The sequence below is a fragment of the Paenibacillus koleovorans NBRC 103111 genome, assembly GCF_004000845.1.
GTDB lineage: Bacteria > Bacillota > Bacilli > Paenibacillales > NBRC-103111 > Paenibacillus_AA > Paenibacillus_AA koleovorans.
In genome coordinates, this window is sequence record NZ_BIMA01000024.1 from 39,767 (window position 1) to 62,454 (window position 22,688).

Consider the following 22,688-nt stretch of genomic DNA (forward strand, 5'->3'; position numbering starts at 1 on the left):
GGGCCTATACTTTAGCAACCTTGGAAAGAAGGGACATTCGTGAAAGAGCTAGTCGATCTTCTGCATGCTCATCGTTCGATCCGCAAATTCAAGTCGACTCCGGTGCCGGACGAGGTTGTGGCAGCCATTCTCCAGTCCGCCCAGTCCGCTTCGACGTCAAGCAATGTTCAGGCTTACAGCGTTATTCGGGTCACGGATCCGAGGATTCGGGCGGGCATTCAGGCCGTTACCGGGAATCAGCAGGCCGTGGGAGAGTGCCCGTTATTCCTGGTGTGGTGCGCGGACCTGCATCGGAATAAGCTTGCCTGTGAATGGAACGGGGCTTCCATGGTCTCGGAAGGGATGGAGAATTTCATTATTGCCACAGTAGACACGACTCTTGCAGGACAAAATGCGGCCGTGGCTGCTGAGGCGCTTGGTTTAGGCGTGGTCTATATCGGTGGAATCCGCAATGATTTGCGTGAAGTGACGCGGTTGCTGCAGTTGCCGGAGCTGGTGTATCCCGTGTTTGGCATGTGCATCGGCTACCCGGACCATGATCCCGGCCAGAAGCCTAGATTGAGCGGCACGGCTGTGTTGCACAAGAATGTTTATGCGGACGACGAGGCGGTCAAGCAGGGAATCCAAGAGTATGACGAGCGGATGCATGCTTACTACTTGGAGCGCACGGGCGGGAAGCGGGATACGACTTGGTCGAACGAAATGGCGGACAAATTCAAGCGCAAGCCAAGGGCTTATATGAAGGAGTATTTGGAGGAACAAGGCTTTCGTTTGGATTAGCGATTGATCTTTTTGCGAGAAGGTGCTTGACAGCATTTGTCGGGTTATGGTATTTTTTGTATTACAGACGAATACGTTCGGAGCGGAAGCACCGCCTGGAATCGCACACTGAAGTTGAGGTGTCGGTTTGGGGCGGTTTTTTGTGTCGATTGGCGAGCTAAGGGGAATGAATGTGGTTCGGTTGGAAAATTGTGGTGGACGAAAGGAGGAGGATGTGATAAAAGAGAAATTGGATGAATTGATTGTGGAAGATAATGTTAAATATTAATAGGAGTGATGGACTGTGAAGAAGAGTTGGGGGAAGGTTGTTGCTGTTTGTTGTTTGGTTGTAGGACTTTGGGGGGCGGTGCCGCCAGGATTCGAGGTATCTGCAAGCTCTGAAGGTCCGTTGACCAGCAGTTCCCCCGCGAAACTCCGGTCGTTTTCCGATGTGGAGGGGCATTGGGCAAAATCGTCGGTCGAGACTTCGATTGCCAAGGGATATGTGGACGGCTATGAGGATGGAACCTTTCGCCCGGATCAAAGTGTGACACGTGCCGAATTTGTGAAAATGACGGTCACGGCTATGAAATTGACGGTTGGTGGTATTGGAGGCGGAGGCGAGTGGTATTTGCCATACGTCAACTCTGCGGTTGGTGCTGGGATCCACAGGTGGTCCGACTTCGGTACGGGTGACTGGAGCACGCCGATTACTCGGCTTGAGATGGCGCGTATGATCGTTCGAGCTACGGACAAAGGACTTCAGAAACCCGAAGTGATCAAGTCGGATGCGGAGATGTTCTATCTCGCGACGAAAGTCGGATTGATCCAAGGTTTAGGAGCGGGAGTGCTCGGCGAACAGGAAGCTACTACTCGAGCTCAATCGGTGACGGTCATTGAGCGTATCCTTAAGCTGAATGCCGGCGGTCAGCTTGAGGTAGATCCATACGCGGTAAACCGGGCGGACTTGGCTTGGCGAAAGACGAATATTTTTACGGTGATGCCGCACGTGTTCGGTGGGGAGATGTATCCGGGCGGGACGCTTTGGGACCCCAACAACTTGCGATTGGACACACCGGACGGGTTGTGGAGCGGGGAGTTGGAAGCCTTGATCGCGATCGATCTCGAGGATCCGAACGATCCTCACCGCGCGCTGCTGCCGCCGATTTCGGAGTTGAAGTGGTACAAGTCGGCCCGGTTCCCTCAGCCTATGGAAGAGATCATGCCTGCTTATTTGTTGTTGTTCAAGAGCAAGGTGCATTGGAATTATGATCCCCAGTTGTATCCGGGGGATCGGTTAAGGCATGGGATCTCTGGGATTGATGATTGGACTTCTAGAACGACTTATGATGTTTTAAGTGGTACAGCCATTGTGTATCAGCATACAGTTTCGGATCTCCCGGCTATACTTCTGCCTAAAAAACTAAAAACTCGTGGTTATATTTTAGTAGACTATCATGAGCCAATTATTGCACCTAATTATTTTCACGATACCAGGGTTCATTGGGTAAAGGCCCCAGAATGGATCGAATAGGAGGCGTGATTGAAAAGAAACAGAATAAGAATCCTGCTAGTCATTTTTGTTTTTTTCATTTCTGTGATATCAGTAGTTTCTACTTGGTCTCCTTCCAATGTTCGGGCTGAAATGCTTGAACTAGAGTCCAGCACTTCTGCCTTAAATCAGAATCGAATGAATGCAAACAAGGCGCTGACATTAAATAAATCAATTTCAGCTCTTGCAGGTGAGCGCATCAAAAAAGTTGATCTTATTAACACCAACAATTCTAGCAGAAATGAGATAGTAGATGCTGCTGGAGAAATCACATTTAACTTTATAAAAGAATTAAATGGAATTCAAACTCCAGTCAAGTCAGTGACAAATAAGACTGAATCAGGTTACTATGCTTGGTACAGATATGGTGTACAAAGTGGAGATCCGCTTTGGTATGCTAATTTTTCTGTAATTGATGATAGCTATAGTATGTATAACACTCATCGAACTTGCGGTAGTGGAAGCGATCCTGTGTATCCTTCATTAGCTTATTTTCCAGGTTGTATTGATACAACACTCACACTCACTGGGAGCAGATCAACAGATTTTTATACGATAACTACAAATCTTAGAGTAGAATCTCAGTTTATTAATATTGAAGATGTCAGCGGCTTGTGGAGAGTAAAAGATGATCAAAGCATTGACGGTCCTGAAGGACTTAATGGACTCCCGGACCCAGGCACCTTCACCGACCAGGTCGTAGACGTCACGCCCGACTTCAACACCGTCATCGTCCGCCATACGGGCCACTTTGACTATGAATCGCCCTACTCCAAGGATCTGGCGGCTCCAGGCGCCAAACTAATGGTCTACTTCAGCATGTACGAGGTCGATATCATCTCCAACACGTATCAATACCCCTACGTCCTAGAAGTTACTTACGAGCAACTGGAGAAACCCGACCTGGCCGCGATTCAAATCCAAGCGACGACCCCGCTGGTCGTGAACAGCAACTCTACGTTCCAAGTGAAATTCCAGAACGGCAGCAAACCGACCGGCCCCTTTAACGTTTATCTGTACCAAGGGACAGCGGAGTGGGGGAGATGGGGGTATACGTCAGGCGCCAGTCCGAACCAAGTGTTCACAGAGTCCGTCACTAAGCTCCTTCCCGCCGCAGGCAGCTTGACCCTCACCCTGGTGGTGGATGGCGACAATCAAGTTACCGAGTCCAGGGAGGACAACAATACGCTCAGTGTCACATTTACCGTCAACACCGGCACCATCACAGGCGACTTCGACGTTGTGCCGAGCACGATCCAGTATCGCGAGCCGTTTCAACTGGTTCCGAAGAACATTTCTGGAACGGCTGGTTGTACGTATACTTCGCATATTTTTCGCTTGAGCAAAGGCTCTACATGGGATTCGCCCTGGCAATACGCCCCCACCGCGGCCTATACATTTACGTATCCGAGTCTCTACCCGTCACCTATAGCAGCAGGAACAGTCGACGTCATGATGAAGCTAAAAGGAAGCTGCGGAGAATCGGGCTGGATCAGCAAAACGCTCAACGTCAGCGCGCCTTCGGCGAATAGTCCGCCTTTTTTCAAAATTGGCTGGTTCCACAACGGTGATCACTCAAGCCTAACCCCGCTCACCAAAGTTGTTCTCGGAACCAAAGTTTTGGCACGAATCATTGAAGACCCTCTATCCCTGCCTTATCCGTCACCCAGCGATCCAGAACAGGATGCCATCACGTTCACCGGTTGGGACTTCAATCGCAGTGATACATGGATCAAAGGACTGCCGGCTCGTTATGGATTCGATCCCGGACAATCCTACTTGCCCAATATCGACACAGACGCGCTTGGATTCCATACGATCTTTGCCACGTTGACCGACACGTTCGGAGCGGCCTACACGGCATCCAGCACCATCGAGGTCATTCCACCGAACCCGGTACCAGTAGCTGTTTGCCCGCCAACCGTAAAAGAAAATCGACCGATTTCGCTCCAATCCTTTGATGCCAGCCAAAGCTACAGCCCAATGGGCCGCACGGTTGACCATGCCCGTGATGAATGGACCAACAGACTCACCGCCTACACCAACGGAACGCTCCAAGATATTACCGTCCAAGCCTCGCTGCATGTATGGGACAACGGAACACCGGCGCTGAAGTCCGTAACTCCTGGCACTTGCAGCATAACGGTTAAGCCGGATCTCGTCCCCATCGGGAAGCTCGACGTACCGCCGCTTGGGATAAGGAATCAAGGGTTCGATCTCTTCAACAAGTCCTACAGTCCGGACGGCGATTTCCTCATCAGCGCCACTTACCGATATAAGTACGATGCCGCCAATGATGGGTTTACCAACGACAGCTGGGTGACCCTTACCGGTTCCAATCTAACGAAGGCATCCTTTACCCCGACGAAGGTCGGTAAATATTTGTTCGATGTGACGGTCTGCGAGGACTTTGGCAAATGCGCGAGCGCTTCAGCGACCCAACTGATCACCAGTCTTACACTGGATACGACGAATTTGGGGCCTCAAGTCTCCTTCACCGTGTCGGGCAAAAACGAACAGCCAGACATGGCGCCACCAAGCAGCTATAGCCCCTCCACCATGTTGAACAACTGGACGCTTACCCAGACCAACAGTATGAGTTCCCCAATACTCAAGAGTTGGTCCCTCAAAAACAACATGCTGTATGGCGGATTAGGGCGTGAACTGGAGCAGCAGCAGGGTTATTCGTACTACTATACCGATCCTTACTGGGGATGGTCCTCGTCCTACAGTTGGATTTATCCCTTGAATGACAAAGGCTGGGGTCCCAATAACTTGTCCCCCTACCGATCGATAGCGGCACTAGACGTCAACTCCTATACAGCCCCGCTCCTAGCGCTGAAAGCAGACGGCAAGTATGAGCCGGTCACTTTCACACAGGATGCTGGATACGGTCAGTACACGTCCATGAAGCTGCAGACCACGAAGACGCATCTATTTTATATGCGAACGAATGCAGGCTTCGGCAACAATGCCGTTTACGCGATGAGTAAAAGCAAAATGAGCCCGGCGATCGCCACTCAACTGTTGGCGGGGACCGAACCGTACATCATTGCGAATGGCACCGCTTGGAGCTACAGAGACGGCAATCCTTACGACATGGTCCTTTACGACGGAGATTACAAAAATAACCCGGACTGCACATGCCGGTCCAAGCTGGTCGATTACGCGATTTCCGATACGTCATTGCTCGTTGTTTTCCAGTGGATGGGCATGGATGAAGAGGGCTACTATCGCAATCAGTCAGGCATGGAGGCACGTGTTTACGATCTGAAAACAGGGCAATGGCGGGGAAGCGTTGGAATCCCGAGCTACTATCCTAACGCCAACACCGCATCGATTACGACACATGGGGACCAGTTCCGTATCCAAACATCGACGGACCGGATCATTACCGTTAACGGAAATGCTCAGCTTGTCTCGGACGCGTACATTCCAAGGATGAGCACATATACAATCAACGGTTCTACCGCCTACGGAACATACCCCTTCTATTGTAATGCAGTTCCGTCCAATTGGTTCAAGGGGGTGAACGGGGAGTACTTTCGATACTCCGCTTTTGTTTGCCAAGTGACCGGCGCATATCCGGATCAGGAAACTTGGCCAAACCCGATTTATGGGCAAGACATGTACCTGGAAAAGCTAGGGGCCAATCTGCAGATTACATGGAGGGCCAAGCTGCGCGGCCATTACTGGAACTGGGGACCGGTAGGGGTAGGCTCGAATGCTTTCAATGCCATTCAGGAGAGATGGCCGCAGATGGTGATAAATCCCATCACCAATGAAATCGTTGTTCGCAGCTTTACTACCAACGGTACGCCATTAGGCTGGAAATACGATGTCGTCAACATGTCGAGTGGCGCCGTGGCTGCATTTCCATATGCGTTTGGGCTCGGTGGGGCTAACTTCTCAATAGATTGGCAGGGCAACTATATTCCGAGCGATGGGAATGCTCCTCCTACTACAGTCGCTACTCCGATTAGAACAATAGACGGACGTATCACGACCGACGACAATGCGCAGAGCGTTACGATCCATGACGGGAACGGCACTGCCCTCCTGAGCTGGATTCCGAAAACCCATGCGCCGAACGGCGGAAGCTTGGATATCAAACACGGTGCCGTCACTTATGTGAACGCGATTTTTGATGAGCAGTATGTCGGGGACGGGTTGCTGGCTTCCTTCTACAACATCGGGTTCGGTACTTCGGGAGGCGGCGGACCGACGAATGATTTGATCGTCCTGATCACGAAAGGTGTTCCGTCCTCCAACCCTACAGTAGCAACGCCTTATCAGATCGGCCAATTCCAGTCTCCTTTTGCTTTAAACAATCATGAAATCAGCTTCTCGCTGCAAATGGAGCATACGAATCTTGATCAGGAGCTAGCCGGATTTTCTTTCCGGATGCAGGATCCAATGAACCGCTATGCTGTCGAGACGGACGGGACAACAGTCTATCTGAGCCGATACATCAATGGCGTCCGTACGGTGCTGCAGCAATCGCCCTACCCGTTTCAGAAACAGACATCCTACTCGTTCAAAATAAAGACAGTTGGCCAACAAATCGAAGTGTTCGTAAATGAAGTGCCTTATTTTGCGGTGTCGGACGGCTCCTTTGCCGGAGGGAAAATCGGACCGTTTACCAACAAATCGTATGTAAGCTTCGGAGCGGTCTCGACCAAAGAAGTGCAGCTGAACAATGTGGAATGGATGACCAACTATGCCATCTGGGAGGCGGGTACAGCTCGGGCTGAGGTCCGTTATGAAAGCATCCAATATGCCGACCCGGAAGGCGACCCGCGATCGGGCAGCAACAATTGGAGCTTTACCCACACACCCAAGTTTATGAATCATCAAGGCGTTTCCACGCTAGACGGTCAGTCCCAAACCGGAGAGCAGCTGCTCTTCGATAAAGTAGGCGAATACTGGATCACGCTTAGGGCAAGGGATGACCCGCATCCCGACTTCCGTTCCCCCAGCATGGTATTCGACAGCTACAGGAAACAATCGAATGCGTTCCAGCAACGTATCATTGTGCACCGAAGACCGATCGCTTCCTTCACAGTTCATCTGAACGGGGACGGAACTCTCGCCTATACGGACAACAGCTATGATCCCGATCGATGGGTCACGGCTAGCCAATACTCTCCACCCGACGCTACGGGCATTAACTATGGGACGACGCGCGGCATAATGGAGCGCAAATATTACTACATCGCACCGAGCGGCACATATGTGGAGGCGAAGCTTACACGTCCCGCAGAAACAGGTGCTTACATCGTGGGACTGGTGGTTCGCGACGAATACGGGGCATGGAGCTCTCCCGTAACCCAGACGATATCGACAGCGGTAATTCCCGTTCCCAATACGAAACCGACGGCCGTTCTTACTTATCCGACAGGCACAATCGGCACCCCTACGATGGTGTATACCGCGAGGCCAACGATTCATTGGACGCAGCTGGATACGCCAGGTACGGTGTTCAAGGGCTACCATGTCACGATTCGAAAAGAAAACGGCCAGCTAGTGGCGGAAAGCGGGGAAGCGGCGCAGAATACGACCAGCAGCAGCGGGAGTTGGGCGGTGCCTATCGATTTGCCTATCGGGGTCAAGCTGCAAGCTCAAGTCCGCGTAAGCGACGGGGAAGATTGGAGCACGTCCAATATCGGCTGGCTGCAAGTCAACTCGCCTCCCTCGGTAGTGCTGACATACCCTGCCGGATCTCGGAGCTCGCCAACCATCGTACAGGAAAACCGCAGACCGACCATTCAATTCGTGCAATCCGATCCGGATCCCGGTACCTTGTTCCAAGGGGCGCAGCTTGTTATTCGAGACGAGTGGGGAAGCGTGGTCGAACAGAGGAGCTATAATTATTCCACGCTGGCTAACGCTCATCAACTTCCAGTTCAGGTGGACTTGCCGACGGGTATTCCTCTTCAAGTGTCGGCCCAAGTTTCCGATGGAGCGGCTGTCTCCGAGTGGTCGATTACAGGATGGATGTGGATCAACTCTCGTCCCGAAGCGGCTGTAATTTCACCGACCGGCACCTTTAACGCGCCTGCGGCTGGTGGAGTGCGACCGCAGCTTACATTCCGGCTGACGGATCCGAACCCGGGCTCCACCTTTTCGCAATACGAAATTTGGATCGGGCGAGCGGACGGATCGACGGTCCTCCAAGAGCTGCGCACCGGCTTGTTCAGCGGACCGGATTTCAGCTATCAGCCTGATGTCGATCTGCCCTCCGGAGCTAAGCTTCAGGTTCGAGTTAGAGGCTGGGACCAGCACGGGCTCGACTCTTTCTGGTCTCCAGCGCAATGGTTTACGACCAATCGTCCGCCGGATGCGGACTTTACGTGGACTCCCAACCGGGTATGGGAAGGCGATCTAGTTACGCTAACGAACTTGTCCAGCGACCCTGACGGCAATCCGCTAACTTATGTGTGGGATATTGCGCTGCCTGACGGGACGACGATTTCAAGCACATCGGTCCATGTAAGCCGGATTTTCGCCGCGCCAGGAAGCTACACGGTGAAGCTGACCGTCTCGGATGGATGGGAATCCGACAGTGTAACTCGAACGATCCTCGTCGAGGCATTGACCATTATCGCGTCCGTCCATCACACCTCAACCTGGCTGGCTCACCATAGCGAAAAAGGGCACGAGACGATTCAACCTCCAAAGGATTTCTACTCCGGTGAACGATTTCAGCTGGTAGCCGAAGTGTCTGATGCGCCGGTTCAGAGCGTAAAAGCCTGGATCGACACTATAGGACGTGACGGAGGCAGCTTGATTGCGGAGACTGCGTTAACCAACCGAGTTGGTGATGGCAGCTACTTGGGTGAGCTATTTGACGAGCGCTTTGTTTCCGCTGAGACCGGACTTGAGGAAGGACTGTTGCCGGTTCATTTTCAAGTCATCTATTCCAATGGAGTCGTTCGTACGCAGATCGTGCCGGTCCGTATTATTGGTAGTGTGCAGGAAATAGTGGGTGTGCATCGCCAAAGATAAATACTCCAAATCATGTAGAGAAATGTCGCAAAAGGTGGTTTACATAATAAAACAAATATGGTAATTTAGATATATCCAATTCAACAAGTTTGCGAAGGACGCAAATGACCGGATTAACCGGCATTGCGTCCTTTTTCATTTTCCCCTTAGAAGGAGGTGAGGACCATGAGTCGCGGGAAAAGCTTGCTGATCAGCCTGACGGCGGCCTTGTTGGCTGGGGCGCTCGTTTACGGCGTCTACGTCCTGCAGCTGAAGCAAGTTCAGCTGCAGGAGACGGTAAGCGTCCTGGCGCCCAAACATTTTATCCCGGCAGGCACTTTGATTACAGCCGAGATGGTGGAGCGGATCCCGGTCACGGCAGGGTCATTTCGTGCGGGAATGGCGGCCGACGCTTCTACGGTCATCGGAGCGGAAGCGATCGTTCCTCTAGGTACGCGCGAGCCGATTTGGCTGTGGAAGGTAGATCGATTTCATCTGCTTCCTAATGCCTCCCAATCCACGTTTCAAATTCCTAAGGACTATATTCTTTCATTATCCAACGGGATTCGGGCAGGCGATTCGGTAGAAATCTATTTATCTTCGGGAGAAGGCGACTCGCGCAAGCTGTTTGACCACGAGATCCGCGTAGCATCCGTCAAATCTTCGGCCAATGTGGAGGTGGATAATCCCAAACAATCGAACCTGATGTCCAGAATCAACTCGGATGCGGAGATGATGTATGCCTCCAGAACGGAAGCGAACGGACCGATCGATCAGATCAACTTGAATTTGACGGGGGCGGAGTGGTTGGAGATCGACCGGATTTGCAAAACCAAAAAAGCGAAGCTGGTCATCGCCCTAACAGCCTCGTCGATCAAAGGAGAGGCAACCCAATAACCATTTCATGAAACTAAAGGGAGGTGCAAACCGCACATGTTGGCGTTATTGTCTTCGGACGAAAGCTTGAATCATTTATGGCTGTCTCAGAGAGAACAGTCGCCGCCGGAACTCGAGACAAGCTTTGTTGTTTATACGGAGCCGCATGAGCTTCTTACTGCTGTTGAGCGGGGAGGCGGCATCGACTATGCGGTGCTTTCCGATCGCTATTTCGATTACGGTGCCTTTTGCGAATATACGGAAGCGCTAAGAGAACGCCAACCGAGCTTGAAGCTGAGCGTTATGCTTAGCGACCGCCACGACCGGCTAGTGAACGAGCGATGGATGAAAACCTGTTTGGCGAATGGGTTCAACTGGATCTCGCCGCATCGTACACGCGACATGATTTTGCAGCAGCTGGCTGAACACCGTGGTGCCGTTCGTTCGGCGGATATGGGAAGCGGCTCGAAAATGCTTGTTTTCATCGGCTCCACCCCGAATATAGGCACTACGTTGACCGCTTTCGGTACCGCTCTGCGGCTCGCGCATGAAACGATTCATCGGATCGGGTACATCTGCTTGAATTTGAAAAGCTCCAAGCTTCACCGCTATATCGGCAACGACAAGCCGGCATTTACTCTGGATCAGCTGCGGGCGGAGCTGCGCTCCAGAAGTCTGACGTCGGAACGATTGCAGAAAGCATGCGAATCGATACGGGGGAACCCCAACCTGCATGTCCTCTATGGGAATATGCTGCGGGAGCAATCGGAATATTTTATGCCGGAGGATATCGAGTTTCTGCTTCGAGTGGCGCGAGGCGCCTTCGAGCTAGTCATCGTTGAGGTCGGAGCTTATTGGGACAATGCGGCGACGCTGTGCAGCTTGCTGGGGGCGGACGGTCGATACTGGGTGACGACGAAGGAGATTGCGCATTTTCAGGAGGATACGAATCGATGGCTGTTTAACCTAGGTTCGACTTTTGGCATTGCACCTTCCTCCTTCGATTTAATCGTAACCCAGACGGACAAGCAGGAGGGCAGCGGTCAGCTCTCGCTCAAGGATGTTCGGCTGGAAACCGGCATGCAGCTGGTTGGCCAAATTCATCGGTATCCTTATGTAGGCTCCTTATTGAATCAAGGCAAACTGTTGGAGCTGCTGACCGGTCGTCAACCGATTCGGCAAGAGCTGGCGAGAATTGCGGACGGCGTCATTCGCTACCATCAGTTGACGCGGAAACCGGAGCCTGTCCCCGAGGCTTCTACGGTGCGCAAGTGGATGGCGGGCATGAACTCCTTGCGTTTGAGAGGCAAAGCAACCAAATGGGAGGCGTAGTCGGAGAAGAGACGAAATTTTCGCTGCTTCTTTATTCCGCGGAGGCGAGGAGGGCTAAGAAGACAGCACAGGCAGTCCCGGATAGTGGGCATAAGCCTTCAACCACTGAGAAAGAGCTTTTTCAGACGACCCTGGCAGAAGATCAACCGGAATACGAGACTAAAACCGAGGACTTCGAGCGATGCGTGGAAGAAATTCGTGCCGTTCTCGTCGCCGCCGCAGGCAAAACCGACGAAGACAAGCTCAAATACAGTGAAGCCTTGAACCGTGCGGTATTGGGGTTCGAGCAGGAGCGTGGACAGTTTCTAGCGATCGTGAGCGATCAACTGGCTAAGAAACGGTTGAACCACATCCAGCCCCCCAACCGAGTGTACGAGACACTATCGGAAGCGGTATTTGCGGAAGTGATAGGTTTGCATGTGCTGGAGCTGGTGATGAAAAACCGGGACGGCTTGGAAGAAATCCAAGTTGTAGGCAGGGATATTTATGAAGTGCGTGCCGGTCATGCCATCGTTTCACCTTACAAATTCCAAAATGTGAAGGAGGTAGAACGGATCCAGCAAAATTTGGTCCTGTTCAACAATGAGGTGATCAATCCTCGCAAACGGTGGGCGGAAGTATCGCTCAAGGACGGATCTCGAGTCACAATGACCGGGTTTGGATTTACTGCAGAGCCTACGCTAACGATTCGTTTTTACACGCAGCGTTATTACAGCTTGGACATGCTGTGCGCTCAAGAATACGGAACGATTAACGAACCCGTTCGACAATTGCTTCTTACTTTGCTTCGCAGTCGATTCAATTTGGTCATCACAGGCCCTACGAACTCGGGCAAGACGAGCCTGATCAAGGCTCTGATCGCGGAACTCCCCGACGACGAACGATTGATTACGATTGAATCCCGATACGAGCTGATGCTGAAACGGGATTTTCCCGCCAAGAACATCATTGAATATGAGATAGATGAGGAGGATCGGCAGCATTCGGGGAGTCAGGCGTTCAAGCTGGCGCTGAGACAGTCGCCGAAGCGAATCTGTCATGCCGAGATTAGGGACGAGGACGCTAATATTTACGTGCGTGCTTGCACGCGTGGACATGAGGGCAGCATGACATCGGTGCATGTGAATGCGCTCGAGGATGTGCCTGATGCAATCACGGATATGTGCATGCTGGATGGGAGGGGGATGAATCCGCGGCAATTGATCAAGCGCATTACGGAGTACGTCACGCAGATAGGCATTGAGATGGGACTTGTAGACGGACGAAGAAAGGTACTGCGTATCGGTGAGTACGTTTTTGCGGAAGAGGAGGTTCGCGTGCGGGATCTTGTCCGGTATGATCATACAACAGGTGGCTGGACTTACCCGGTGCAACTGTCTAATAAAGCGTCCGATCGCGTGAAAAAGTATAATGCCCTCGATTCCGCTGTGGTGAAGAGTGGCAGTGAGGAGCGATGCTGACAAGTTTTGGGCTCGGATTGAGTGAGGGCGTCTTGCAAATCGTGAAGCTCGGATTTCTACTGGTGCTGTTCCTGCTTCTCTATGGTGCGCTTCGGCTATTGCTGTTGGCATCGCTATGCCGCTCGGCCGCTCGGCAGCGGCTTGCCTATGTTCACGAGACGGCAATTTCCAGCCGGATAACGCGCTATATGAGCCGGTTTCGCCCGCTTTACGGGCATTTGACCGATTTGCTGGAGTCGCTACGATCTTCGATGTCACTAGGGATGTTGCTTTATATGATGGTGCTGTTGACGATTGGGGGAGCCACAGCAGGAGCTTTTCTGTTCGGCAGCATCAAGGGAGCTGCGGTTCTGGCTTCCATCTCCGGGACGATGCCCTATTTGGTGCTGCGCATGAAGCTGATTGGTCTTCAGATGAAAGCCCGGCTCGATTTTTTGCCTGCGGTGGAGCTATTTTATCAATATTATCTCGTCTCCGGTCAGCGAAGCATTCGAACCGCTTTGCATGTAACCCTGGAGGAGGACCGGATGTTGTATCCGATGAGGAGCGTCTTTGAGCAACTGCACCGTAACTTGGCCACGAATCGGACTGCGGACGACAGTCTGAGGGTGTTCACCGTAGCGTTGGGCCATTTATGGGCCGTCTATTTTGCTAATATTCTACGAATCGGCCTATCGGAAGGGATCGAAATCGGGGACCCGCTGCGGGAGCTGATCCAAGACATGCGCCGCGCCCAGCGGGCCGATCAAGCCGAACGCAATCGATTGTTGGAAATACGGATTGCCAATTTTTCTTCGGTCTTTTTTCTAGTTATTTTTTTGGGCGTTAATTTCAAGCTGAACTTCGAGAACGCATGGCGCTATTATATAGACGATCCTGCGGGGCGAAATATGGTGTTGGACGGGGGATTGTTCATTTTCGCTTCGTTTTTGATGGGCATTTATTTGTCGATGCGAAGAATGTAGACGACTGTCTCATACATGGAAGGAGAGTGGAAGCAAGATTGAAGGATATGCCATTTTGGGGGTACGGCTGGTTGGATGTAGCGATTTATACCGCTTTGTTCGGCTTAGCGTTTGCGGCGTTTTATTATGCGCTGTTGTCAGTGTCCAGAAGGCGAGCCCGTTGGCCGTCCCTTGTCTGGAAAAGATGGCTGCGGCGGCAGCGTGTGCCGAAGGTGTGGCTCCGCTTGTTAGCGATCCGCACGGATTCGCCTGGCGTGGAATACAAACGGCAATTGCTGGCGAGATGCGGAGTTCGCTTCGATGCAATCGGTTATGAAACGGGAAGACGTTTGGGAATGGTCGGCGCAGGCGCCACTGTCGGTTTGATTGTTTTCGGAAAACGATTCGGATTCAGCGAGCGTCTCGATGCAGCGGGCCTTCCGCCCGTATATGTTCTACTGATCGGATCGATTGTTTTCCTGCTGCTGGTTGCGGATCGAGTGCTTTTGGAGTCCATGGGCAAATATCGCGCTCAGCAGATCATGAAAGAAATTTACACTCTGAGCCACCAACTGCTCTACTATAACGGGTCGAAAATGAATCTTCATCATAAGCTCACGCGATGCCTTCCTTTCACTAAAATGATTCGCCAAGAGCTGCAACTGCTGCTCAACGAATGGTATGCAGGCGCCGAGTCCGCGCTGAAGCGATTCAAGGAGCGGCTTGGGACAGAGGAAGCGTACAGCTTCGGGGAAACGATCAATTCCATTCGGTTGTTCGAGAACAACGATTATTATAGCTTGCTTCGCGAAAGGCTCCACGACTACAAGGAAAAGCTTGAGCTGGCCAAAGACAGCCGGAAGGAAACGACCTCTTATGCGCTGTTTGTGATCGCAGGGTTGCCCATTTTGAACACGTTCCGCATTTTTATTTATCCATGGGTGATGGAGGGTCAGAAGCTGTTTCAAACGTTGCAATAAACCCATTTATATAGAAGGGATGAATCTAATTGAGGAATATTTTGGTAACTGTCATGATGCTAATTGTAGTTGCTTTGCTCTTCACCTCCATCATCAACGACAACAACACCGGCATGCGTCGGAACATCCAGACACACGGAACGACAGCCAACACGAATATTACATCGCTTGCTCCGTAAGCAAGAGAGGTAGCGGCGGACATTCACAAATGAAGCAGATTTTGGCGGCAGTTATGCTGATCTTGGTCATCCTGGTCATCTACAGCGCATCGATCGGTGGAGAGGAGGGAATGCGTGCTCGGGTGCGCGGCAGCGGGAACACCGTAGGGGATGTCATTGAATCGATAGATCCGTGACCATTTTTTTCAGAGACGGGAGGGGGCCTGGTGAAACAAATCCTAGTGTTCGTATTATTCGCAGGGATATTGTGCTGGGCGATGTTCGCTCCGGTGTATAAGCATGTGCTGATGGTGCGAAATGCGGTGCTGCAGCAGGAGGTAGACTATTTGCTCGAGATGGGGGCGAACGGCGCTCACGGGTATATCGACAATGCGGCTATCGCGGCTTCCAGGATACGGTTGGAGCAGAAAGGATTCACGCCTTCCTTGCTTCAGTATGAGGTCGGCACGACCAGCGGTGTAGACGGCGCGAACCCGGTGCGGCCAGTCAGGCGAGGTGTCGGGTTGCAGCTCCGGATCAGCTATCCGTACGAGCGATTGTTCGAGCTGGACCGCTTGATAGGCGTTACACCTCCTGTGGCGGGAGCCCGAATGGCGGCCTCGGGAGTGAAGATGAGCGAGTACGTACCTTGACCGCAGACAGGACTAGAGAAGGAGGCTGAGAAAGAAAGCATGCACAAACTGCTGCTGTTCGTTCTGCTGTTGGCATTTTTGCTCGTAATGAATGCTTTGCAGACGGATGAGCAAGGGGCGCTGCAAGCCCTGTTCGAAGGCAAACGAGCGGTCAACCGGGCGGCTCATGCGGCGGTGCAGCAGGTGGATCAGGCTAAGCTGGCGGATGGTATCTTCGCTTTGGACGCCGTGCAGGCGGAATCGGCGGGACTCGCCTATTTGCAAGCGAATATGCATCTGGATTCGGCGAATGAGCCTTTGCCCGGAGCTTTCTGGAAGGCAGGGGCGGAAGTCGTCGTGTTCGAGGTTATTAATGAAGACAGAGCTTTCCCTTATACGTATACGAATGCCTCTTACGACGTTGAGGTGACGTTGAATCGGCCAGGTGTCGTTATGGTCGTGCATGTGGAATACCCACGAGTTTTCCGTGTGCTTCGTCCGGTGGAATGGCATTTGAAAGGTGTTGGGGAGCTGGTGTATTAGCTGCGGTGCGAGGTGCATTTGTTTCAAGAGGGGGCGGATCGGGTAGTAAGAAGCAAGGAAGCGAATCCCAAGTGTAAGATGGAAAGGAGATGTTTGATCATGGCGATCAACGAAAACCGGAATGTAGAAATCGACCGTACGACTGTCGAGAAGCGGATGGACTCCAGTCAAGTCGCTTCGACATTCATCAAGTACGCCGCTTACATTGTCATCTTCTTCGGAGCGCTGTACTTCCTCGTCCGATACGTATTCCCAATGTTCTAACATGGCGTAATTGAAAGACGGCCCTCGGCGGTGTGCTTATTCGGCACCCGCCAAGGGCTGTTTGGTTTGGTTCTGGACGAGAGCGAGCGGACGGGCGATTACACGCGATGCATCAGCTGCCACTCGCGGCCCGGCCGATTCGTTCGGAATGTCTCGATGTTGCCCTGATCCTGCAGCATCACGTAGCACGTACAGCCGTCGGGGCCGCCGAAAGTAATGTTGCTGCAGTTTTTGCCGTGCAGCTGCACTTCCCGCAGAAGCTCCCCGGCAGGCGAGACGATGGCGATCGTCCCTTTGCCATAACGGGTAATGAACAGATTGCCGTCGACATCGCAGCGCATGCCGTCCATCCCGTGATCCTCGAACTGGATGAGCAGCCGTTTGTTGCTGATCGATTGGTCCGGCGCCAAGTCGTAAGCCCATACGTTGCGCTGGCGGGTTTCATTGACGTACAGCGTCTTGTTGTCGGGGCTTACTTCGATGCCGTTCGTCGTGCCCATCCCGGCTTCGAGCAGCGTCGTCGCCCCGTCCCGATCGATGCGCCACAGCTGGCCGGTGCCTTCCTTCCAGTTCGGGTCGCTGGCGAACAATGTGTCGTCATCGGCGATCGCTACGTCGTTCGGCTGATTCATGGACGGCTGATGGGCAAATACGCTGATCGAGCGAGTGTCCGTATCGACCTTCAATATATTGTGGCCGGTGTAATCGGCTATGAACATCGCGCCGGCCCGGTTAAACCGGATGCCGTTCCCTTTGCTGCCGGCCGGCAGCTCCACGAACAGATCCGTCTCTCCAGCCGGCGTTACGCGGCCGATCGTGCCTTCTCTTGCATAATTGACGGCATATACAGTGCCGTCTTCGGCGGTTGCAGGTCCTTCGATGCCGGACGTAAACCCTCCGACCGGCGTCAGGACGGAGCTTTGGAACAGCTCGTCGGAATGTGTGGCGGTCATTTTTGTGTTCTCCTTCAGCTTTTTCCGTATAGTTTCGATGTTTCGCGGCTCGTTTCCTGCTTGACGCGCTTCCGGTGTATAATGGAAACGATAAAACTAGCCAGGGAAGTTGGAAGAGGAGAGCTGCAATGATGGGATGGAATATGGCGACTACAAGCCAGGCGTCTGACCAGACGAATGACCAGAGGAACGAAACGCTGCTGCGCCGGCGGCGGCTTCAGGATAAAATGCGTGCGCAAGCCATGGACGGCATGATCCTTACGCAGAACGTAGATTTGTATTATTTCACCGGCTCGATGCAGACCGGGTATTTGTTCATCCCGACGGAGGGCGAAGCGGTGTTCTTCGTCCGCCGCAGCTTGTCGCGGGCCGAACGCGAGGCCGCCGTCCCCGTGCGCGAGCTCGGCTCGCTGCGGCAGTTCATGGCCGGGCTGGCTGCCTGCAGCCCGCAGCTGTTCGGCGCCGGCCGCGCCGCCGATGCGCCGCCCGTCGTGCTGGCGGCCGAGTACGACGTGCTGCCGGTACAGCAGTTCCAGCGGCTCGAGGCGGCCGTCCCGTCCGCCCGCTGGGTGGACGGCTCGATGCTCGTCCGCGAGACGCGCATGCTCAAGTCGCCTCGCGAGCTCGAGGCGATCCGGACGGCCGCGCGAACGATCGACGCGGCGTTCGAGCAGGCGCTCGCCAAGCTCGTGCCCGGCATGACCGAGCTTGAGCTGATGGCCGCCGTCGAAGCGTCGATCCGGCTGCACGGCCATATGGGGCTCATGCGCATGCGCGGCTACAACCAGGAGATCATCACCGGCATGATCGGCGCCGGTGATGCGGCTGCGCAGCCGACCTACTTCGACGGTCCGGCCGGCGGACTCGGGCTGGGCCCGGCCGCGCCGCAGAGCGCGAGCCGCCGCCCGATCGGCGTGAACGAACCGATCCTCATCGACGTCGGCTGCTGCATCGACGGCTATGTGATCGATATGACGCGCACGGTCGTCATCGGCGACTTGCCCGAGGATCTGCGAAGCGCCTACGAGCTGAGCGAACAAGTGCTGCGTAGCACCGAAGCCCGGCTCCGCCCGGGCACCATTTGCGAGGAGCTGTACATGAATGCCCTCGATCAAGTGAAGCAGGCCGGCCTGAGCGAGCATTTTATGGGCTTCGGCCGCGATCAAGTGAAGTTCCTGGGTCATGGGATCGGCCTGGAAATCGACGAGCTGCCGGTGCTCGCCCGCGGCTTCTCGTATCCGCTCGAGCCCGGGATGGTTATCGCAATCGAGCCCAAATTCACGTTCCCCGGCCGCGGGGTCGTCGGCATCGAGAATTCATATGTCATCACGGAAGACGGCTTCGAGAAGCTCACCTCCACACGCGAGGGATTAATTCGGTTGCCCGGTGCACATAATTAACAAAAAAGAATCGTACCCGATTCCGACGGAGCTTCGATCCGGTTGAAAATTTTTTCGAAATCAATGAACTTTTTCGCCCGCCCATTCGTACTAGTTGCAGCTCGCGATAATCAATAGAGAAAGAGAAGGAGGGAGCGTCGACGGATGGCGATGAACAGGCGATGAATAACCAAACCGATCTCATCCGGCAAGCCCAACGCGGCGACGTCCGGGCGTTGGCGCAGCTGCTGCGCGAGCAATACGCCATCCTTTATCAATATTTGCTCAAAATCACGCTGCATCCACCGACCGCCGAGGATTTGACGCAGGAGACGATGATGAAGGCCGTGGAGAAAATCAGGCTGTACGACAGCCGCAAGTCTAAGCTGTCCTCCTGGCTGATCACGATCGCCACTCGCCTCTACTTGGATCAATTGCGCCGACGCCGGCTCGAGCGGGAATGGATGGAGCAGCAGTCGGCGGAGTCCCGAAGAATTCAGTGGCAGGGGCGGCAATGGGGTGAAGACTGGAGCGAGCTAATGGACGCGTTGGCGGTGCTCACACAGGAGATGAGGGTGCCCATCATATTGAAGCACTACTACGGTTACCCCTACGAAGAAATTGCACAGATGCTGGACATCCCGCTGGGGACGGTCAAATCCCGCATCCATAACGGCGTTCGACTATTACGAAAGGAGCGGTTGGTACGTGAGGAGTGACGATCGCAACAAGAATACTTCGCCTTCACCGGAATGGGAGCTGGATTTCAAACAACAGCTAGGCAAGCTGGACAACGATGAGCGTTTTCCCGTCCCGATTCCCGACCTCGCCGATTTGGAACGGATGATTGCACAGCAGCAGAACCAACTCAAGCGCACACTCCTTCGCGATCTTCTGCTGTTCTGGCTGGCGGCCCTCTTCCTTGTAGGGATCGTATTCGCCGTCGTCTATCGGACTCCGCTTCTGTTCGCTTGGCTGCAACTGCCTATCCTGCTGCTCGGGCTTTCAATCTGGCTGGCCATCCGAATCCGCAACCGAGGGTGGGTGAGCCGCGAATGAATGCGACGATCGACGGCGTTCCGATTTGGCTGCTCGCTTTGATTCCCTTCCTGCTGCTCGGACAAGGAACATGGCTGTTCACCGACGCGCGGCGCCGAAACACATACCCCTGGTTCTGGGGGATTTGGGGGCTGATCCAATTCCCGCTGCCCATCCTGTTTTATCTGTGGCTCGTCAGGAGAAAAAAGAAATCCGCTTAATATGAGGAAGGAATGGAACCTATGAACGATTTGATCGATCAACTCAACTGGGGCATCATCGGCCCCCTGCTTGTCCTTCAACTGCTGCTGCTTATCGTCGCTTTGACGGACTGCCTCCGTGCGAAGCGCACGAACGGGCCGCGTTGGCTCTGGATTCTCGTCATCATTCTAGTCAATACGATCGGACCCATTCTTTACTTCGTGCTGGGCAGGAGCCGGGATAGATGAGCGGTTTGATGGAGGTGCAAAGCCTCACCAAAAAGTTCGACAACGGCCACATCGCCGTTAATAGCCTATCGTTCGGCATCCGGCAAGGCCGCTGCATGGCGCTGCTCGGACCGAATGGTGCCGGCAAAACGACGACGCTGAACATGCTGGCCGGGCTGATCCGTCCGACGGGCGGCGCGATCCGCTTCACCGATGGCGCTCCGCCCGATCTCCGGGCATGGATCGGCTTCCTGCCGCAGCATCCGGCCTTTTTCAACTGGATGAGCGGCCGCGAGCTGCTGGAGATGACCGGCCGTCTGGCGCATCTCTCCGCCAAACAAGCGGCCGCTCGCGCCGCCGAGCTGCTAGAGACAGTCGGCCTGGACAGAGAAGCGGCCAAACGCTATATCGGCGGCTATTCGGGCGGCATGAAGCAACGGCTCGGCATCGCCCAGGCGCTGATCCACCGCCCGAAGCTGCTTATGCTGGACGAGCCGGTGTCTGCGCTCGATCCGATCGGCCGCCGCGAGGTGCTCGAGCTGATGCAGGCGCTCAAGCGGGAGACGACGCTGCTGTTCTCGACGCATGTTCTTCATGATGCCGAAGCGGTGTGCGATGACGTGCTTCTTCTTCATAAGGGGAAAATAGCCGTAGCCGGAGAACTGGCGGACGTCCGCAATCGCTATAGACGCCCGCTTATCCGAATAACAGGCGACTCTCCTTTCATTAACACTATTTCCGGTTGGGAACACCAGCCCTTTATCCACTCGGTCCATATCAACGAATCGATTGGCAGCGCAACGCTTGAGGTTGCTCCGGACGAAGGCGGAATGGAACAGGCAAGAGCTTTCGTTTGCCGAGCAATCGCCGAGCAAGCCATTCCCGTCCGGCAATTGGAATTCGGCCAATCGACGCTGGAGGATCTGTTCATGCAGGTCGTGGAAGGAGAGAGCAGCACCCGATGAACACTCAACCGACAGTCCCTATGCTAATGACGCAATTCCTCGTGCTCTATCGCAAAGAACTGCTCGAAATGCGGCGCAGCTACAAGTGGTTATGGGTGCCGCTCGTATTCATCCTGCTGGGCGCCACTCAACCGATCTCTACTTATTATATGCCGGAAATTTTGCAGGCTTCGGGAGGATTGCCGGAAGGCACCGTCATTCAGATCCCTACGCCGTCCGCCGGAGAAATGATGGCGAAGACGCTGTCCCAGTTCAGCTCCATCGGCATACTGGTATTCGTCCTGGCTTCGATGGGCGTCGTCGCCGCCGAACGGGCGAGCGGGGCGATCCACATGGTCATGCTGAAGCCCGTTCCAGTCCGCTCTTACCTTCTGGCCAAATGGGCCGGACTGATGAGCCTCGCACTGACTGCACTGACGACCGGTTCTGCGGCGGGCTGGTACTACACGGAGGTGCTGATCGGACATGTGGATCCGGTCGCAGCGTTGCGAAGCATCGGGCTGTATGTCCTCTGGTTCGGCGTAATCGCAGCCTTCACCGTGCTGGCGAGCTCCGGCCTTCGCAGCCTGGGAGCTATCGCATTCGTCGTCATCGGCACGCTCGCGCTGCTGTCCGTCGTGACCGGACTTCTGGCAGGGCGGATGCAATGGAGCCCCACCGCGCTCACCGGGCATGCCGCCAAATGGCTCACCGGCGCTGCCGGAGCAGGAGGTGGCGCGATAGCTCACCCGGTACTGGTTAGCATCCTCCTGGCACTGGCGCTCATCCCTCTCTTAATGGAAGCGGCCGTGCCTCTTTTTCAGCGCAAGCTGGGCTCCTCTTAACCGCTTGCCTGACAATCGTCCATTTTTTCATTTCCCCCTGCGGATTCAATAGACACCTCGCCTATTTTTTAGTACGATAGGTATTATACCTATTGCTATCAGGACGAGATTTAGCGGCCCGCCCCGGACTACACGCGCAGGCAGGAGGTTGGACGGCTGGCCGATTTGGGGGAATGCACAATGCTGCGCTTGGGATCCAAAGTCATCTTCATAAACGACAGCCTGGAGCTGAGCTTGCCACTAGGCGATTACGGGTATGTCATCGCCTACGACCGCAACGCGGACAACGTATTCGATTATGTCGTGCGGGTGCCGAAGATGAACAAACATTTCTATGTGCCGGCGACGGACATCGAGATGGAAGAAGTACTGCTTCAGGAAGAAGCAGATCGGATTGAGCGGGAAGCGCTGATCGACTTCGCCTTGGCGACGCGCAACGAGGAGCTGTTCCGTAGAATCATGAACGGGGAAGAGACGGATGCGGTGCCGGAAGCAAACAAAGAAGTGCAGAGCCGCGAAGATTTCATCAGGCAAATCAACTTGAAGGCTTGGATTTGACCGACCCCGAACTTTTACACAATCCATATAAATGCAAGAGATGCCTGAATCCCGCA

The 22,688-nt window shown here is 54.0% G+C and carries 22 protein-coding genes; 21 read left to right on the forward strand and 1 reads right to left on the reverse strand.

Features of this window, described 5'->3' with window-relative positions; all coding sequences use genetic code 11:
* The first annotated feature begins 39 nt into the window (after positions 1–39).
* The 13 genes from nfsA (at position 40) to PKO02S_RS32335 (ending at position 16,487) form a co-directional block, all read left to right on the forward strand.
* Positions 40–780 carry an oxygen-insensitive NADPH nitroreductase gene (nfsA, locus tag PKO02S_RS10665; RefSeq protein ID WP_127582353.1) on the forward strand — a complete coding sequence of 247 codons (741 nt, stop codon included), beginning with the start codon at positions 40–42 and terminating at the stop codon, positions 778–780.
* Positions 781–1,063: 283 nt separating this feature from the next.
* Complete coding sequence (locus tag PKO02S_RS10670; RefSeq protein WP_127582355.1) at positions 1,064–2,293, forward strand: S-layer homology domain-containing protein; 1,230 nt, start codon at positions 1,064–1,066, stop codon at positions 2,291–2,293.
* Between the two features lie 630 nt (positions 2,294–2,923).
* The gene (locus PKO02S_RS10675; RefSeq protein WP_164821386.1) at positions 2,924–9,319 is read left to right on the forward strand and encodes a PKD domain-containing protein; all 6,396 of its coding nucleotides are present in this window, start codon (positions 2,924–2,926) and stop codon (positions 9,317–9,319) included.
* A 165-nt stretch (positions 9,320–9,484) separates the two neighbouring features.
* Complete coding sequence (locus PKO02S_RS10680) at positions 9,485–10,195, forward strand: SAF domain-containing protein (protein WP_127582362.1); 711 nt, start codon at positions 9,485–9,487, stop codon at positions 10,193–10,195.
* A 36-nt stretch (positions 10,196–10,231) separates the two neighbouring features.
* The gene (locus PKO02S_RS10685) at positions 10,232–11,506 is read left to right on the forward strand and encodes a CpaE/TadZ family protein (RefSeq protein ID WP_127582365.1); all 1,275 of its coding nucleotides are present in this window, start codon (positions 10,232–10,234) and stop codon (positions 11,504–11,506) included.
* Positions 11,494–12,966, forward strand: coding sequence for an ATPase, T2SS/T4P/T4SS family (locus PKO02S_RS10690; protein WP_127582368.1), 1,473 nt, complete (start codon positions 11,494–11,496; stop codon positions 12,964–12,966). The genes PKO02S_RS10685 and PKO02S_RS10690 overlap by 13 nt, the downstream gene beginning before the upstream one ends.
* Positions 12,960–13,931, forward strand: a complete 972-nt coding sequence (locus PKO02S_RS10695) for a type II secretion system F family protein (RefSeq protein WP_127582371.1) — start codon at positions 12,960–12,962, stop codon at positions 13,929–13,931. The genes PKO02S_RS10690 and PKO02S_RS10695 overlap by 7 nt, the downstream gene beginning before the upstream one ends.
* Before the next feature lie 47 nt (positions 13,932–13,978).
* The gene (locus PKO02S_RS10700; protein WP_373865205.1) at positions 13,979–14,890 is read left to right on the forward strand and encodes a type II secretion system F family protein; all 912 of its coding nucleotides are present in this window, start codon (positions 13,979–13,981) and stop codon (positions 14,888–14,890) included.
* A 29-nt stretch (positions 14,891–14,919) separates the two neighbouring features.
* Positions 14,920–15,069, forward strand: coding sequence for a hypothetical protein (locus PKO02S_RS32325; RefSeq protein ID WP_164821387.1), 150 nt, complete (start codon positions 14,920–14,922; stop codon positions 15,067–15,069).
* Between the two features lie 29 nt (positions 15,070–15,098).
* On the forward strand, positions 15,099–15,245 hold the full coding sequence (locus PKO02S_RS32330) for a hypothetical protein (protein WP_164821388.1): 147 nt from the start codon (positions 15,099–15,101) through the stop codon (positions 15,243–15,245).
* 30 nt (positions 15,246–15,275) lie between these two features.
* Entirely contained in the window at positions 15,276–15,701 is a 426-nt protein-coding gene (locus PKO02S_RS10705; RefSeq protein ID WP_127582377.1) for a hypothetical protein, read from the forward strand.
* 39 nt (positions 15,702–15,740) lie between these two features.
* Positions 15,741–16,223, forward strand: a complete 483-nt coding sequence (locus PKO02S_RS10710; RefSeq protein ID WP_127582380.1) for a hypothetical protein — start codon at positions 15,741–15,743, stop codon at positions 16,221–16,223.
* Between the two features lie 99 nt (positions 16,224–16,322).
* On the forward strand, positions 16,323–16,487 hold the full coding sequence (locus PKO02S_RS32335; protein ID WP_164821383.1) for a hypothetical protein: 165 nt from the start codon (positions 16,323–16,325) through the stop codon (positions 16,485–16,487).
* A gap of 98 nt (positions 16,488–16,585) precedes the next feature.
* On the opposite strand, the gene PKO02S_RS10715 is transcribed toward PKO02S_RS32335, so the two are convergent.
* Positions 16,586–17,440: an SMP-30/gluconolactonase/LRE family protein gene (locus PKO02S_RS10715; protein WP_127582383.1), complete on the reverse strand. Its 855-nt coding sequence runs from the start codon at positions 17,438–17,440 to the stop codon at positions 16,586–16,588.
* Between the two features lie 128 nt (positions 17,441–17,568).
* Between PKO02S_RS10715 and PKO02S_RS10720 the strand changes: the two genes are divergently transcribed.
* The 8 genes from PKO02S_RS10720 to PKO02S_RS10755 all read left to right on the forward strand — a co-directional run bounded on the left by PKO02S_RS10720 (position 17,569) and on the right by PKO02S_RS10755 (position 22,632).
* Positions 17,569–18,840 carry a M24 family metallopeptidase gene (locus PKO02S_RS10720; protein ID WP_281280422.1) on the forward strand — a complete coding sequence of 424 codons (1,272 nt, stop codon included), beginning with the start codon at positions 17,569–17,571 and terminating at the stop codon, positions 18,838–18,840.
* Between the two features lie 161 nt (positions 18,841–19,001).
* A complete protein-coding gene (gene sigY / locus PKO02S_RS10725) occupies positions 19,002–19,538 on the forward strand; it encodes an RNA polymerase sigma factor SigY (RefSeq protein WP_127582386.1) in 537 nt (178 codons plus the stop codon).
* Entirely contained in the window at positions 19,528–19,878 is a 351-nt protein-coding gene (locus PKO02S_RS10730) for a DUF5345 family protein (protein WP_127582389.1), read from the forward strand. The genes sigY and PKO02S_RS10730 overlap by 11 nt, the downstream gene beginning before the upstream one ends.
* Positions 19,875–20,078, forward strand: a complete 204-nt coding sequence (locus PKO02S_RS10735) for a sigmaY antisigma factor component (protein WP_127582392.1) — start codon at positions 19,875–19,877, stop codon at positions 20,076–20,078. The genes PKO02S_RS10730 and PKO02S_RS10735 overlap by 4 nt, the downstream gene beginning before the upstream one ends.
* 21 nt (positions 20,079–20,099) lie before the next feature.
* The gene (locus tag PKO02S_RS10740) at positions 20,100–20,306 is read left to right on the forward strand and encodes a PLD nuclease N-terminal domain-containing protein (RefSeq protein WP_174819898.1); all 207 of its coding nucleotides are present in this window, start codon (positions 20,100–20,102) and stop codon (positions 20,304–20,306) included.
* Positions 20,303–21,250, forward strand: a complete 948-nt coding sequence (locus tag PKO02S_RS10745; protein ID WP_127582395.1) for an ABC transporter ATP-binding protein — start codon at positions 20,303–20,305, stop codon at positions 21,248–21,250. Before PKO02S_RS10740 ends, PKO02S_RS10745 begins: the two co-directional genes overlap by 4 nt.
* Positions 21,247–22,074, forward strand: coding sequence for an ABC transporter permease (locus PKO02S_RS10750; protein WP_127582398.1), 828 nt, complete (start codon positions 21,247–21,249; stop codon positions 22,072–22,074). Before PKO02S_RS10745 ends, PKO02S_RS10750 begins: the two co-directional genes overlap by 4 nt.
* A 180-nt stretch (positions 22,075–22,254) precedes the next feature.
* Positions 22,255–22,632, forward strand: a complete 378-nt coding sequence (locus PKO02S_RS10755) for an ATPase (RefSeq protein ID WP_127582401.1) — start codon at positions 22,255–22,257, stop codon at positions 22,630–22,632.
* Positions 22,633–22,688 lie beyond the last annotated feature (56 nt).